Here is a 13807-nt window from a genome sequence, read left to right as displayed (position 1 = left end):
ATGTCGCTTACCGTCACGTCCGCACCACGGGCGTGCATGCGGACCGCTATGTCGCCCGTGCCCCCCGCCATGTCGAGGTGGCGCTCGCCCGCGCGGGGCTTCACCCGCTCGACGAAGCGGTCCTTCCACAGCCGGTGCATGCCGCCCGACATCGCGTCGTTCATCACGTCGTAGCGGCGCGCGACGCGGGCGAACACCTCGCCCACCTTCGCGGTCTTTTCCTCGGGCGTGACGTCGGCATAGCCGAAGGAGACGGTGTCGGTCATGGCGCGGCCATAGCGGCGCGGGGCGGGATCGGCTAGCGCGCTCGCCATGCCCGAACTGCCCGACGTCGAGACCACCGTGCGCGGGCTGCGGCCGGTGCTGGAGGGGCGCCGCTTGACCCGCGTCGAGCCGCGCCGCGCCGACCTGCGCCGCGCCATCCCCGCCGACCTGCGCCAGCGGCTGACTGGCGCGGTCGTCACGGGGCTCCGCCGCCGTGCCCAATATGGGCTGATCGATACCGATCGCGGCGACACGTTGATCTTCCATCTCGGCATGTCAGGGCGCTGGCGCGTCGATCCCGACACGCTTGGGGCCCACGATCATCTGGTGATCGAAACCGACGCGGGCCGGCGCCTCGCGCTCAACGATCCGCGCCGGTTCGGCTCGCTCGATCTCGTCGCGACCGACGCGCTCGATGCTTTTCCGGCGTTCGCCGCGCTCGGGCCAGAGCCGCTCGGCCCCGGCCTGACCGCCGCCACGCTCGGCGCGCGGCTCGCCGGGCGCGCCGCCGCGATCAAGCTGCTGCTGCTCGACCAGCGGATCGTCGCGGGCCTCGGCAACATCTATGTGTGCGAGGCGCTGAACCTCGCGCGAATCGATCCGCGCAAGGCGGGCGGCGCGGTGACGCGGCCGCAGCTTGGCCGGCTGGTCGCGGCCATTCCGGAGGTCCTCGACGCGGCGATCGACGCTGGCGGGTCCACCCTGCGCGATTATGCCCGCCCCGATGGCGAGCTCGGCTATTTCTCGAAGCAATTCCGCGTCTACGGGCGCGAGGGGGAGCTATGCCCCTATGACGGGGGCGTGATCCACCGCCAGGTGGACGGCGGGCGATCGACCTGGTGGTGCCCGAAGTGCCAGCGTTGACGACGCGCGCCCGCTTCTATACAGGGCGCGCTTCACGGTGCGGGTCGTCCCGGCGCCGCAATCCCATTTGATCTTGAGGTCAGAACGAGCATGGCGAACACGCCGCAAGCCAAGAAGCGCATCCGTCGCAACAACCGTCGCGCCGAAGTCAATGGCGCGCGCGTCAGCCGCATCCGCACCTTCGTGAAGAAGGTCGAAAGCGCGCTGCTCGAAGGCAACAAGGATGCCGCCGCCGCCGCGCTTGCCGCTGCCCAGCCGGAAATGCAGCGTGGCGTGTCGAAGGGCGTGCTCCACAAGAACACCGCCAGCCGCAAGTTTGCGCGCCTGACCAAGGCGGTCGCCGCGCTCGGCTGATTAACACCGATTTTACGGTCTTGAAGGGCCCGCCGGCGGATGCGTCGGCGGGCTTTTTGCTGCGTGTGCGTAGCCGCGCGCAATGTGCCGGAATGCCATGATTCTTTTTTCTGTCATGCGCGAGTCACAATGAAGACGGCGCAAAAAGGTCCGCTTTTCAGCCAATTATGAGGCTGGCGCCAAATTTTGGCGGACTTCCGCCGTCAAGCCCCTTTATTTCAGAAAGGTGACGTGGGCGGCGCTTGAAACCCGCCAAGCGATGTTCCTAAAGTCCAGTCGCCCGGCCGGTGATTCTCGGTCGGGGTCATGCATCTGGTACGCCGTTTCTGGCGCGCGCGAGGGGGCTCGCGGCGCGGGGGCTGAGTCGTGTCCGGTCATCATAGGTCGGAACGCTGGGGGCGTATCCGACAGCGGGAGAGACACGGGTGAGGCATAAGGTCGACATCGGATTCGCGATGGACGAGGGGGGTGGGCCTCTACCGGTTCAGGTGGCGTGGGACAGCATCCGCACGAGCCTGCGGCGCAGCTGCGGCGAGCGGATGTTCGACGGCTGGCTGAAGTCGCTGACGCTCGAATCGTGGGATCTCGACGCGGGCGAGGTGCGGCTGGCCGCGCCCTCCGCTTTCCTCGCGACCTGGGTCCAGAGTCATTTTTCCGATCAGATCTCGGCCGCGTGGCGCGCGATGCTGCCGCAGGTGCGCCATGTCGCGATCGAGGCGGCGGCCGACGCGCCCGCGCGCATGGTCGTAGAGGCGCCCGCCCCCGCGTCCGAGGGGGAGCCCGTCGCGGAGGCCGAGCCGGCCGCGATCGACGAACCCGGCAACGTGATGGCCTCGCGCTTCACCTTCGACAATTTCGTCGTCGGCAAGGCGAACGAGCTCGCCTACAATGCGTCGCGCACGCTGGCGGAGGGCGGCAAGCTCGCCTTCAACCCGCTCTTCCTCCACGGCGGCGTGGGGCTCGGCAAGACCCACCTGATGCACGCCATCGGCAAGGAATATCGCACCCGGCATCCCGACGCGAACGTCGTCTACATGTCGGCCGAAAAGTTCATGTTCGAATTCGTCAGCGCGCTGCGCGCCAAGGACGTGCACAGCTTCAAGCAAAGGCTGCGCAACGCCGACGTGCTGATGATCGACGACGTCCAGTTCATCGCCGGCAAGGATTCGACCCAGGGCGAATTCTTCCACACGATGAACGAGCTGATCTCGGCCGGGCGCCGGCTCGTCATCAGCGCCGACTGCTCGCCGCAGAATCTCGACGGCATCGAAAGCCGCATCCTGTCGCGCCTGTCGTGGGGCCTGGTCGCGGATCTCAACCCCGCCGATTTCGAACTGCGCTACAACATCATCCTCAAGAAGCTTGAGGCGATGCCCGCCGGCATCATGTCGGACGAGGTGGCGATGTTCCTCGCCAAGCGGATCAGCGCCTCGGTGCGCGAGCTGGAAGGCGCGCTCAACCGCGTCATCGCGCTCGCCAACGTCAGCAATGCGAAGATCGACATTCCCTTCGCCGAAAAGGCGCTCGCCGAGCAGCTCCGCGCCAGCCAGCGCCGCGTCTCGATCGACGAGATCCAGCGCAAGGTGTGCGAGCATTACCGCATCCGCCAGGCCGAGATGGGCTCGGCCCGCCGCGCACGGGAGGTCGCCCGGCCCCGCCAGATCGCAATGTATCTCGCCAAGCAGCTTACCCAGCGCTCGCTGCCCGAAATCGGCCGCCGCTTCGGCGGGCGCGACCACACCACCGTGATCCACGCCGTCCGCACGATCGAAGCGCTCCGCATCAAGGACGCCGAGATCGACGGCGACGTCCGCCTGCTGATGCGCCAGCTGGAGGGGTGAGGGCGGGGGGCGAGTGCCGCCATCTCCACCAACACCACCGTCACCCCGGGCTTGACCCGGGGTCCCGCTTCTTCTTGTCTCGCCACCATGGCGAGACCTGCAGGCGGTTGGGTCTACATCATGGCCGATCGCTATCGCGGCACGATGTATGTCGGGGTGACGGCCGACCTTGCCTCACGGATATTCCAACACCGGAACGGCAGCGGATCCGACTTCTGCCACCGCTACGGACTGTTCCGGCTGGTCTGGGCGGAAAATGGCGCGTCCATCACCGACTGCATCGCGCACGAGAAGCGCCTGAAGCGCTGGCGGCGCGAATGGAAGTTCGCCCTGATCGAGCGCGCCAATCCCGACTGGGCGGACCTTTCCGACCAGCTTCCCTGACGACAGACGAGAAGAAGCGGGACCCCGGGTCAGGCCCGGGGTGACAAGGTTGTACTCCTAACCCACCCGGTTTCTCACCAGATCGTCCACCACCCCCGGATCCGCCAGCGTCGACGTATCGCCCAAGTTCGACGTGTCGCCCTCCGCCACCTTGCGCAGGATGCGGCGCATGATTTTGCCCGAACGCGTCTTGGGCAAACCGGGGGCGAACTGGATCGCGTCGGGCGAAGCGATCGGTCCGATCTCGTGGCGAACCCATTTGGTGAGTTCTTGGCGCAGCTCGTCCGACGCCGTCTCGCCCGCGTTCAGCGTGACATAAGCGTAGATGCCCTGGCCCTTGATGTCGTGCGGCATGCCGACCACCGCCGCCTCCGCCACCTTCGGGTGCAGCACCAGCGCGCTTTCGACTTCGGCCGTGCCCATACGGTGGCCCGACACGTTGATCACGTCGTCCACGCGCCCGGTGATCCACCAATAGCCGTCCGCATCGCGCCGCGCGCCGTCGCCGGTCGTGTAGACGCCGGGGAAGTGCGAGAAAAAGGTCTGGAAGAAGCGCTCGGGATCGCCCCACACCCCGCTCATCAGCCCGGGCCACGACCGCGCGATCACGAGGTTGCCCTCCGCCGCGCCCTCCAGCGCCGCGCCGTCATTGTCGAGCAGCTTGGGCTCGACCCCGAAGAATGGCAGTGCCGCCGATCCGGGCTTGAGCGCGGTCGCGCCCGGCAGCGGGGTGATCATGTGCCCGCCCGTCTCGGTCTGCCACCACGTGTCGACGATCGGGCAGCGGCCGTCGCCCGCCACGTCGTGATACCAGCGCCACGCCTCCGGATTGATCGGCTCGCCGACCGAACCCAGGATGCGCAGCGACGCGCGGCTGGTGCGCGTCACATAATCGTCGCCGTCGCGCATCAGCGCGCGCAGCGCCGTCGGCGCGGTGTAGAGGATCTCGACCTTGTGGCGGTCGACGACCTGCCAGATGCGGCTCGCGTCGGGCCAGTTGGGCACGCCTTCGAACATCAAGGTCGTCCCGCCATTGGCGAGCGGGCCGTAGACGACGTAGGAATGGCCCGTGACCCAGCCGATGTCGGCCGCGCACCAGTAGATCTGGCCCGGGCGGTGATCGAACACCAGCTCGTGCGTCAGGCTGGCCCACAGCAGATAGCCGCCGGTCGTGTGCATCACCCCCTTGGGCTTGCCGGTCGATCCGCTCGTGTAGAGGATGAACAGCGGGTCCTCGGCATCCATCGGCGCGGCCGGGCAGTCGGCCGGGGCGTCGGCCATCGCCTCGTCCCACCAGATATCGCGGCCCGCCTCCATCGCCACGTCGCCGCCGGTCGCGCGCACCACGATCGCCCGGTCGATCCGGCAATGGCCCGCCGCCTCGTCGACATTGGCCTTGAGCGGCACGGTCTTGCCGCCGCGCCGCCCGCAATCGGCGGTGACGATCACGGTCGATCCGCAATCCTCCATCCGCCCGGCGAGGGCATCGGGGGAGAAGCCGCCGAACACGACCGAATGGATCGCGCCGATCCGTGCGCAGGCGAGCATCGCCACCGCCGCCTCGGGGATCATCGGCATGTAGAGCGTGACACGGTCGCCCTTGGCCACGCCGTTGGCCTTGAGCACGTTGGCGAAGCGGCACACCTGCGCGTGCAGGTCGCGATAGCTGATATGCCTGGGCTGTTCGTTGGGGAGGTCGGGTTCCCAGATGATCGCGGTCTGGTCGCCGCGTTCTGACAGATGCCGGTCGAGGCAGTTGGCCGCGACGTTGAGCGCGCCGTCCGCGAACCAGCGGACCTGGAAGTCCTCCTTGGCGAAACTGCTCTCGTCGGCGCGCGTCGGGAAGGTCGTCCAGTCCAGCCGCCGCGCCTGTTCGAGCCAGAAGCCGGTCGGATCCGCGAGCGAGCGGGCGTACATCGCGGCATAGGTGTCCGCGTCGACCAGAGCGTGTGCCGCCAGCTCGGCGGGCACGGGATAGATCGTCTTCGCCTCGTCGCTCATCCTGCTCCTCTCTTAGGCGGCTCGGGCCGCCTCGTCCTGCTGGGCATAGCGGCGCGCGATGAACGCGCACGCCATCAGCTGCATCTGATGGAATAGCATGATCGGCAAGAGGATTACCCCGCCCGCCGGGCCGGGAAACAAGACCTTCGCCATCGGCACGCCCTGCAGCAGGCTCTTCTTCGTGCCGCAAAACAGGATCGCGATCCGGTCGTCGCGCGCGAAGCCGAACGCGCGGCCCGCCGCCCAGGTGGCGGCCAGCCCGGCCGCGAGCAGCACCGCGTTCACCCCGAACAGCAAGGCGAGGCTGGCGGGCGGCAGCCGGCCCCACAGCCCTTCCACCACCGCGGCGGAAAAGGCGCCATAGACCGCGATCAGGATGGTCGATCGGTCGGTCATGCCGACCAGCCTGCGGTTGCGCGCGACCCAGCCGCCGATCCACGGGCGCAGCAGATGCCCCGCCACGAACGGCACCAGGATCTGCAGCGCGACCTTGCCGATCCCGCCCAGGCCCCCGCTGCCGCCATGCGCGCCCGCCAGCACACCCATGAGCACGGGCGTCATGACGATGCCGAGCATCTGGCTGGCCGATGCGCTGGCGATCGCGGCGGGAACGTTGCCGCGCGCCATCGATACGAACGCGATCGCCGACTGCACGGTCGACGGCAGCGCGCACAGGAACAGCACCCCGATCCACAGGTCGCGCGGCAGCAGGCCGGGGAAGGCGAGCGAGAGCCCCAGCCCGAACAGCGGAAACAGGACGAATGTCGACGCGAAGATGACGAGGTGCAGCCGCCAGTGGATCAGCCCCGCCACCACCTGCTCGCGCGCCAGCCGCGCGCCGTGGAAGAAGAACAGCAGCACGATCGTAAGGACGGAAAGCCACTGGACCAGCACCGCGAACGCGCCGCGCGCGGGCAGCAGGCTCGCCAGCAATATGGTCGCGATCAGCAATGTCAGGAAAGGGTCGGGGATCAGGCGGCGCAGCATGACGGCCTTGTGGCAGGCCCGGCCGCGCGCGCCAACGCCCATGCGTGCGATCGCGCGACCCCGTGCCAAGCCGCTGGCCATCGCATCGTTTCGACCCTAGACGTGAATCCATGGCTTTCCTGAAGACGCTCTTCTGGATCGTGCTGACGATCGTGCTGGTCGTCTTCGCGATGCACAATTGGACGCCGACCGAGGTCTACCTGTTCGGCGATCTGGTCTGGCAGACGAAGCTGCCCGTGCCGCTGGCGCTGGCCTTCCTGCTCGGTTTCGGCCCGCTCTACGTCTGGCACCGCCTTGCCCGGTGGCGCGATCGCCGCGCGGCCTTGATCGCGACGTCGCAGGCGTCGGCCGTACCCGCCGCGCCGGTGGTGCAGGCGCCGCCCGCGCCCGGCATTCCCGACGCGCCCCTCGAAGACCCGCTCCAGGACCGGTGATGACCAGCCCGCTCTACGTCGCGATCGACACGCCCGATCTTGCCCGCGCGACGCAGCTCGCCACCCGCGTGCGCGGCCATGTCGGGGGGATCAAGCTCGGCCTGGAATTCTTCTCGGCGCACGGTCAGCAGGGCGTGCGCGAGCTGGCGCATGTCGGCCTGCCGATCTTCCTCGACCTCAAGCTGCACGACATCCCGAATACGGTGGCGAGCGCGATCCAGGCGCTGCACGACCTCGCGCCTGCCGTGCTGACCGTCCATGCCGCCGGCGGGCGGGCGATGATGGAGGATGCCAAGGCGGCGGCGCATCCGTCGACCAGGGTGGTCGCGGTGACCGTGCTGACCAGCCTCGACGGCAACGACCTCGCCTCGATCGGCGTCCCCGGCGACGCGCACGGCCAGGTCGAGCGGCTCACCGCGCTCGCGCGCGACGCGGGCCTCGACGGCGTCGTCTGTTCGGGGTTCGAGGTCGCGGCCGCGCGCAAGGCGTGGCGCGACGGCTTCTTCGTCGTGCCCGGCGTGCGCCCGGCGGGCGGCACGGTCGGCGACCAGAAACGCGTCATCACGCCCCGCGCCGCGCTCGACAACGGCGCGTCGATCCTCGTCGTCGGCCGCCCGATCACGCGCGCCGACGATCCCGACGCCGCCGCCCGCGCGATCGCCGCGACGCTCTGATAGCCGGACCTGTTCGCCGCGTGACGCTCTAACCCGTTCGCCCTGAGCGAAGTCGAAGGGCGTGCCGCACGCGACGCCGTTCGCGGCCCGTGCTTCGACTTCGCTCAGCACGAACGGGGGTCGCGAGACGGGTGTCGCCTTGACCGCCACCGGCCCCTGCGCCACAGCCCGGGCGACTTTCAACATAATGGTGAAACCCTTGGCCGCGCAGAAGCCGCTCAGCTTCCAGTCGCTGATCCTTACGCTCCATGACTATTGGAGCGCGCAGGGCTGCGTCATCCTTCAGCCCTATGACATGGAAATGGGGGCGGGCACCTTCCATCCGGCGACGACGCTCCGCGCGCTCGGGCCGAACCCGTGGAAGGCCGCCTATGTCCAGCCGTCGCGCCGCCCGACCGACGGCCGCTATGGCGAAAATCCCAACCGGCTCGGCCATTATTACCAGTATCAGGTGATCCTGAAGCCGAGCCCGCCGAACCTGCAGGAGCTGTATCTCGGCAGCCTGGAGCGCATCGGGATCGACGTCCGCAACCACGACATCCGCTTCGTCGAGGACGATTGGGAAAGCCCGACGCTCGGCGCGTGGGGCCTCGGCTGGGAAGTGTGGTGCGACGGGATGGAGGTGACCCAGTTCACCTATTTCCAGCAGGTCGGCGGCTTCGACTGCAAGCCTGTCGCGGGCGAGCTGACCTACGGCCTCGAACGCCTCGCCATGTACATCCAGGGCGTCGACCGCGTCTACGACCTCGCCTTCAACGACGAGGGCGTGAGCTACGGCGACGTCTTCCTCGAAAATGAGCGCCAGTTCAGCGCCTCCAATTTCGAGGCGGCGAACACCGACAACCTGTTCAAGCAGTTCACCATGGCCGCCGACGAGGCCAAGGCGCTGATCGAGCGCAAGCTGCCGCTCCCCGCCTACGACCAGGCGATCAAGGCGAGCCACGTCTTCAACACGCTCCAGGCGCGCGGCGTCATCTCGGTCGCCGAACGCCAGGCCTATATCGGCCGCGTCCGCGAACTCGCGAAGGGCGCGTGCGAAGCCTGGATGGCGCATAACGGGTGGAACCAGTGATCCTCCCCGGCACGGGGAGGGGGACCGCCGAAGGCGGTGGAGGGGGCGTGCGGCACGTCCCACGTCCCGAGACGATGACCGCCCGAAAACTTCGAAAGGATATGAGCCTTCCCGAGGTTCTGCTGTGGCAGCGCCTGCGCGGCGCACAGGCCGGCGCCAAATTCCGACGCCAGCACCCGATCGGGCCGTACGTCGTTGATTTTTACTGCGGCGCAGCGCGACTGGTCGTCGAGGTCGACGGCGCAACCCACGATCATCGCCAGACCGCCGACCGTTTCAGGGATGCCTTCCTACGTGAAAATGGCTTTGAGATTATGCGAGTGAGCGCTGCCGAGGTGTTGAGTGATGCCGACCGCGTGGCCGACAGCATCGGTGCGGCTGCCGCGAACCCCCTCCACCGTCCTGCGGACGGTCCCCCTCCCCGTGCCGGGGAGGATGCGCGATGACCGATTTCCTGCTCGAACTCCTGTCCGAGGAAATTCCCGCGCGGATGCAGGAGAAGGCGTCCGCCGATCTCGCGCGCCTGTTCGGCGAGGAGATCGCCAAGGCCGGCCTCGCCGCCGCGACGATCGAGACCTACGCCACCCCGCGCCGCCTCGCCTTGATCGCGCGCGGCCTGCCCGCCGCGACGGAGGCGGTGCGCGAGGAGACCAAGGGACCGAAGATCTCCGCGCCGCCGCAGGCGCTCGAAGGCTTCCTGCGCAAGACCGGGCTGGTGCGCGAGCAACTGGTCGAGCGTGACGGCATCCTGTTCGCGATCGTCGAGAAGCCCAGCCGCGCCACCGCCGACGTGCTCGCCGCCGCCATCCCGGCGGTGATCCGCGCCTTCCCCTGGCCCAAGTCGATGCGCTGGGGCACCGCGTCGGCCTCGACCGCCGCCTTGCGCTGGGTCCGCCCGCTGCAGGGCATCGTCGCCTTGTTCGGCGAGGAGATCGTGCCGTGCGAGGTCGACGGGATCGTCAGCGGCGCCACGACGCGCGGTCATCGCTTCCACCATGCCGGCCCGATCACGATCGGATCGGCGGCCGACTATGCCGACAAGCTGCGCATGGCCCACGTCATCCTCGACCCGGCCGAGCGGCGCGGGATCATCGAGGGCGGCGCGCGCGCGCTGGCCGAGGCGCGCGGGCTGACCGTCGTGCCCGACGCCGGGCTGGTGGCGGAAAATGCGGGGCTGACCGAATGGCCGGTGCCGCTGCTCGGCGACTTCGATCCCGCCTTCCTCGACGTGCCGCGCGAGGTGATCCAGCTCACCATGCGCACCAACCAGAAATATTTCGCGTGCGTCGATGGCCAGGGCAGGCTCGCGCCCAACTTCATCTGCACCGCGAACATCGCGGCGGCGGACGGCGGCGTGGGCGTCGTCGCGGGCAACCGCAAGGTGCTCGCCGCGCGCCTGTCCGACGCCAAATTCTTCTGGGAGCAGGACCTCAAGGTCAGGCTAGCCGATCAGGCGAAGAAGCTCGACCAAATCGTCTTCCACGAGAAACTCGGCACCGTCGCCGACAAGGTCGACCGCGTGGCGAAGCTCGCCCGCTGGCTGGTTGAGGAGGGCATTGTCGGGGGTTCAAGTCCCTCCGGCGCTACCACTTCCGTCGCCCCTGCGCAGGCAGGGGCCCATGTCTCTCCCGGACAAACGCCACCGCCCGCCGCGACAGAGATGGATCCCCGCCTGCGCGGGGATGACGACAGGAGAGCGCGCCTCGCCGACATGGCCGAACAGGCCGCGCGGCTGGCCAAGGCCGACCTCGTCACCGGCATGGTCGGCGAATTCCCCGAGCTCCAGGGTGTGATGGGCGGCTATTATGCCCGCGCCGAGGGCCTCGACCGGCAAGTCGCCGACGCGATCCGCGACCATTATAAGCCGGTCGGCCAGGGCGACGACGTGCCGACCGCGCCGGTGACGGTGGCGGTCAGCCTGGCGGATAAGCTGGATACGCTCGCCGCTTTTTTTGCGATTAACGAGAAGCCCACGGGATCCAAGGATCCGTTCGCGCTACGTCGAGCGTCGCTTGGTATGTTTGCACTTACTATCGAAAATCAGCTTCGCTTGCCATTGCAACGAGCGATCAATGCAGGCGTGAACAATCTGGGGACAGAGCTTGTAGGAACTAGGCTAGTCTTCGGGATCGCGGATTTAGCGGAGCGCGCACGGTTTGAGCGCGAGGTGCTTGCTCCTTTGCGGAAACTTGCTGACGAACATCCAGAGGCCTTGGAACCAGACTGGTGGCCAAAAATACCTGCTGGGGCAGATTTCGGCCCGATCAGCAGCTTCAAGGTCGAGGAAGTTGTTGCCAGCTTGATGGACTTCTTCGCCGACCGCCTCAAGGTCCAGCAGCGCGAGGCGGGCGTCCGTCACGACCTGATCGACGCGGTGTTCGCGCTGGGCGGGGAGGACGATCTCGTCCGCCTGCTCGCGCGGGTGAAGGCGTTGCAGGCGTTCGTGGGCGGCGACGACGGCGCCAACCTGCTCGCCGGCTACAAGCGCGCGGCCAACATCCTCAAGAAGGAAGGCGTCGCCCCTGCGGAGGCAGGGGCCCATGGCTCTTCCGGCGAGCGGGCAGCGATTGGGGGAGCAGAGATGGGCTCCCGCCTGCGCGGGAGCGACGATCTCGGCTACACCCCCGAGCCCGCCGAATCGGCGCTGATTGACGCGCTCGACGTGGCCGAGCCGCGCGCGGCGGCGGCCATCGAAGCCGAGGATTTCGAGGGCGCAATGGCCGCGCTCGCCGGCTTGCGCGGGCCGATCGACGCCTTTTTCGAGAGCGTTACCGTCAACGACGCCGATCCCGCCAAGCGCACAGCGCGCCTCGGCCTGCTCGCGCGCATCCGCGGCGCGGTGCATCGCGTCGCCGACTTCTCCCGCATCGAGGGGTAACGCTACCACCCGGCCGGCGCGCGAAAAAGGCAATTTGCCTTCATTTCGTTCGCCTTGCCGGGGCCGATTTCGCCGCCTAGCCGTTCCACCACCGCAAGGATGGGGGAAGTGGGAGATGGCGAGCGTGCCGGTGAACGTCGATCAGGACCGCTATGTCTACCGCTTCGGCGGCGGCGTGTCGGATGGCGGCTCGGGCGACCGGAATCTACTCGGCGGCAAGGGCGCGAATCTCGCTGAGATGGCCTTGATCGGGCTGCCCGTGCCCCCGGGCTTCACCATCTCGACCGCGATGTGCGCGCGTTATTATGACGAGGGCGGGGCCTTTCCGGACAGCCTGCGCGCCGAAGTGGCGGAGGGCATCGCGCATGTCGAGGGCGTGACCGGCAAGCGCTTCGGCGACGCGGGCGACCCGTTGCTCGTCTCGGTCCGCTCGGGCGCGCGCATCTCGATGCCGGGCATGATGGACACGGTGCTCAATCTTGGCCTCAACGACGCGACGGTCGCGGGGCTGGCGACGGTATCGGGCGACGATCGCTTCGCGTGGGACAGCTATCGCCGCTTCATCCAGATGTATGCCGACGTCGTGCTCGAACTCGACCATGGCGCGTTCGAGGAAGCGCTGGAGATCGCCAAGGAGGATCGCGGCGTCACGCTCGACACCGAATTGACCGCCGACGATCTGCGTGCGCTGGTCGGCACCTATAAGCGCCTCGTCCGCGACCAATGGGGCCGGGACTTCCCGCAGGACGTGCACGACCAGCTGTGGGGCGCGGTCGGCGCGGTGTTCGGATCGTGGCAGTCGGATCGCGCCAAGGTCTATCGCCGCTTGAACGACATTCCCGGCGGCTGGGGCACGGCGGTCAACGTCCAGGCGATGGTGTTCGGCAACATGGGGGAGACGAGCGCGACCGGCGTCGCCTTCACCCGCGATCCCTCAACCGGCGAGCGCGCTTATTATGGCGAGTTCCTGATCAACGCGCAGGGCGAGGACGTCGTCGCCGGCATCCGCACGCCGCAATATCTGACCCGCGCCGCGCGCGAGCGGGCCGGGGCGCGGGCGGCGTCGATGGAAGAGGCGATGCCGGAGACCTATGCCGAGCTGGCGCGCGTGTTCGACCTGCTCGAAACGCATTATCGCGACATGCAGGACATCGAATTCACGGTCGAGGCGGGCAAGCTCTGGATGCTCCAGACGCGCTCGGGCAAGCGCACTGCCAAGGCCGCGCTGAAGATCGCGGTCGACATGGCGAACGAGGGGCTGATCAGCCAGGACGAGGCCGTGCTGCGCGTCGATCCGGCCGCGCTCGACCAGCTGCTCCACCCGACGCTCGATCCGGCCGCGCCGCGCGACGTGATCGCCAAGGGGCTGCCCGCCTCGCCCGGCGCGGCCTCCGGCAAGGTCGTGTTCGACGCCGACACCGCCGAGAAGCAGGCCGCCGGCGGCGAGAGCGTGATCCTCGTCCGGACCGAGACCAGTCCCGAGGACATTCACGGCATGCACGCCGCCAAGGGCATCCTGACGGCGCGCGGCGGCATGACCAGCCACGCGGCGGTGGTCGCGCGCGGCATGGGCCGGCCATGCGTGTCGGGCGTCGGCGCGCTCGCGATCGATGCCAAGGCCAAGCTATTCCGCGTCGGCGGCAAGGAGGTGCGCGAGGGCGACCTGCTGACGATCGACGGCGCGACCGGCGAGGTGATGCTGGGCCGGGTCGCGACCGTCCAGCCGGAGCTGGCGGGCGATTTCGGCACGCTGATGCTGTGGGCGGACGAGGGGCGCAGGCTCAAGGTCCGCACCAATGCCGAAACTCCGCTCGACTGCCGCACCGCGCGCCAGTTCGGGGCGGAGGGGATCGGCCTCTGCCGCACCGAGCACATGTTCTTCGACGCCGGCCGCATCGTCGCCGTCCGCCAGATGATCCTGGCGGACAACGAGAAGGGCCGCCGTGCCGCGCTCGACCGGCTGCTGCCCGAACAGCGTGCCGACTTCGGCGTCATTTTCGTCATCATGGCGGGCCTGCCGGTGACGATCCGCCTGCTCGTTCCGCGGCTCGGCG

The 13807-nt window shown here is 68.5% G+C and carries 13 protein-coding genes; 10 read left to right on the top strand and 3 right to left on the bottom strand.

Annotation, left to right across the window (positions count from 1 at the left end; genetic code table 11):
• On the bottom strand, window positions 1–266 hold a 266-nt coding region (locus tag ACOJSF_RS12315), incomplete at its 3' end, for a class I SAM-dependent methyltransferase (RefSeq protein WP_420142493.1).
• Window positions 267–312: 46 nt separating this feature from the next.
• Here ACOJSF_RS12315 and mutM point away from each other — a divergent pair.
• The 4 genes from mutM (at window position 313) to ACOJSF_RS12295 (ending at window position 3707) form a co-directional block, all read left to right on the top strand.
• Entirely contained in the window at window positions 313–1128 is an 816-nt protein-coding gene (gene mutM / locus ACOJSF_RS12310) for a bifunctional DNA-formamidopyrimidine glycosylase/DNA-(apurinic or apyrimidinic site) lyase (RefSeq protein ID WP_420142491.1), read from the top strand.
• Window positions 1129–1218: 90 nt separating this feature from the next.
• The gene (gene rpsT / locus ACOJSF_RS12305; RefSeq protein WP_420142490.1) at window positions 1219–1482 is read left to right on the top strand and encodes a 30S ribosomal protein S20; all 264 of its coding nucleotides are present in this window, start codon (window positions 1219–1221) and stop codon (window positions 1480–1482) included.
• 455 nt (window positions 1483–1937) lie between these two features.
• Window positions 1938–3323 carry a chromosomal replication initiator protein DnaA gene (gene dnaA / locus ACOJSF_RS12300; RefSeq protein ID WP_420142492.1) on the top strand — a complete coding sequence of 462 codons (1386 nt, stop codon included), beginning with the start codon at window positions 1938–1940 and terminating at the stop codon, window positions 3321–3323.
• Window positions 3324–3410: 87 nt separating this feature from the next.
• Window positions 3411–3707 carry a GIY-YIG nuclease family protein gene (locus ACOJSF_RS12295; protein WP_420142489.1) on the top strand — a complete coding sequence of 99 codons (297 nt, stop codon included), beginning with the start codon at window positions 3411–3413 and terminating at the stop codon, window positions 3705–3707.
• A gap of 57 nt (window positions 3708–3764) precedes the next feature.
• On the opposite strand, the gene acs is transcribed toward ACOJSF_RS12295, so the two are convergent.
• Together acs and ACOJSF_RS12285 are read right to left on the bottom strand one after the other, a co-directional pair.
• Window positions 3765–5708 (bottom strand): acetate--CoA ligase, encoded by a 1944-nt coding sequence (gene acs, locus ACOJSF_RS12290; protein ID WP_420142488.1) that lies wholly within the window; start codon window positions 5706–5708, stop codon window positions 3765–3767.
• 12 nt (window positions 5709–5720) lie between these two features.
• The gene (locus ACOJSF_RS12285) at window positions 5721–6737 is read right to left on the bottom strand and encodes a bile acid:sodium symporter family protein (protein WP_420142487.1); all 1017 of its coding nucleotides are present in this window, start codon (window positions 6735–6737) and stop codon (window positions 5721–5723) included.
• Window positions 6738–6805: 68 nt separating this feature from the next.
• On the opposite strand from ACOJSF_RS12285, the gene ACOJSF_RS12280 reads away from it, so the two are divergent.
• The 6 genes from ACOJSF_RS12280 to ppdK form a co-directional block, all read left to right on the top strand.
• Window positions 6806–7129, top strand: coding sequence for a hypothetical protein (locus tag ACOJSF_RS12280; protein ID WP_420142486.1), 324 nt, complete (start codon window positions 6806–6808; stop codon window positions 7127–7129).
• Window positions 7129–7803 carry an orotidine-5'-phosphate decarboxylase gene (pyrF, locus tag ACOJSF_RS12275; protein ID WP_420142485.1) on the top strand — a complete coding sequence of 225 codons (675 nt, stop codon included), beginning with the start codon at window positions 7129–7131 and terminating at the stop codon, window positions 7801–7803. The genes ACOJSF_RS12280 and pyrF overlap by 1 nt, the downstream gene beginning before the upstream one ends.
• 187 nt (window positions 7804–7990) lie before the next feature.
• Window positions 7991–8875, top strand: a complete 885-nt coding sequence (locus tag ACOJSF_RS12270; protein ID WP_420142484.1) for a glycine--tRNA ligase subunit alpha — start codon at window positions 7991–7993, stop codon at window positions 8873–8875.
• Window positions 8876–8949: 74 nt separating this feature from the next.
• Window positions 8950–9321: an endonuclease domain-containing protein gene (locus tag ACOJSF_RS12265; RefSeq protein WP_420142483.1), complete on the top strand. Its 372-nt coding sequence runs from the start codon at window positions 8950–8952 to the stop codon at window positions 9319–9321.
• On the top strand, window positions 9318–11753 hold the full coding sequence (gene glyS, locus ACOJSF_RS12260) for a glycine--tRNA ligase subunit beta (RefSeq protein WP_420142482.1): 2436 nt from the start codon (window positions 9318–9320) through the stop codon (window positions 11751–11753). The genes ACOJSF_RS12265 and glyS overlap by 4 nt, the downstream gene beginning before the upstream one ends.
• 115 nt (window positions 11754–11868) lie before the next feature.
• Window positions 11869–13807 (top strand): pyruvate, phosphate dikinase (ppdK, locus tag ACOJSF_RS12255; RefSeq protein ID WP_420142481.1); only part of this gene is annotated, 1939 nt, incomplete at its 3' end.

It is taken from the genome of Sphingomonas sp., from assembly GCF_048594985.1.
GTDB lineage: Bacteria > Pseudomonadota > Alphaproteobacteria > Sphingomonadales > Sphingomonadaceae > Sphingomonas_I.
The sequence above is the reverse complement of the archived record's forward strand: the minus strand, read 5'-3'. Positions and strand labels throughout refer to the sequence as shown.

Coding starts and splice junctions, on each gene's coding strand:
- ACOJSF_RS12285 (WP_420142487.1), bottom strand. CDS start 6,737: ATGGGCGTTGGCGCGCGCGGCCGGGCCTGCCACAAGGCCGTCATGCTG.
- glyS (WP_420142482.1), top strand. CDS start 9,318: ATGACCGATTTCCTGCTCGAACTCCTGTCCGAGGAAATTCCCGCGCGG.
- ACOJSF_RS12295 (WP_420142489.1), top strand. CDS start 3,411: ATGGCGAGACCTGCAGGCGGTTGGGTCTACATCATGGCCGATCGCTAT.
- mutM (WP_420142491.1), top strand. CDS start 313: ATGCCCGAACTGCCCGACGTCGAGACCACCGTGCGCGGGCTGCGGCCG.
- pyrF (WP_420142485.1), top strand. CDS start 7,129: ATGACCAGCCCGCTCTACGTCGCGATCGACACGCCCGATCTTGCCCGC.
- ACOJSF_RS12280 (WP_420142486.1), top strand. CDS start 6,806: ATGGCTTTCCTGAAGACGCTCTTCTGGATCGTGCTGACGATCGTGCTG.
- rpsT (WP_420142490.1), top strand. CDS start 1,219: ATGGCGAACACGCCGCAAGCCAAGAAGCGCATCCGTCGCAACAACCGT.
- acs (WP_420142488.1), bottom strand. CDS start 5,708: ATGAGCGACGAGGCGAAGACGATCTATCCCGTGCCCGCCGAGCTGGCG.
- dnaA (WP_420142492.1), top strand. CDS start 1,938: ATGGACGAGGGGGGTGGGCCTCTACCGGTTCAGGTGGCGTGGGACAGC.
- ACOJSF_RS12270 (WP_420142484.1), top strand. CDS start 7,991: ATGGTGAAACCCTTGGCCGCGCAGAAGCCGCTCAGCTTCCAGTCGCTG.
- ACOJSF_RS12265 (WP_420142483.1), top strand. CDS start 8,950: ATGACCGCCCGAAAACTTCGAAAGGATATGAGCCTTCCCGAGGTTCTG.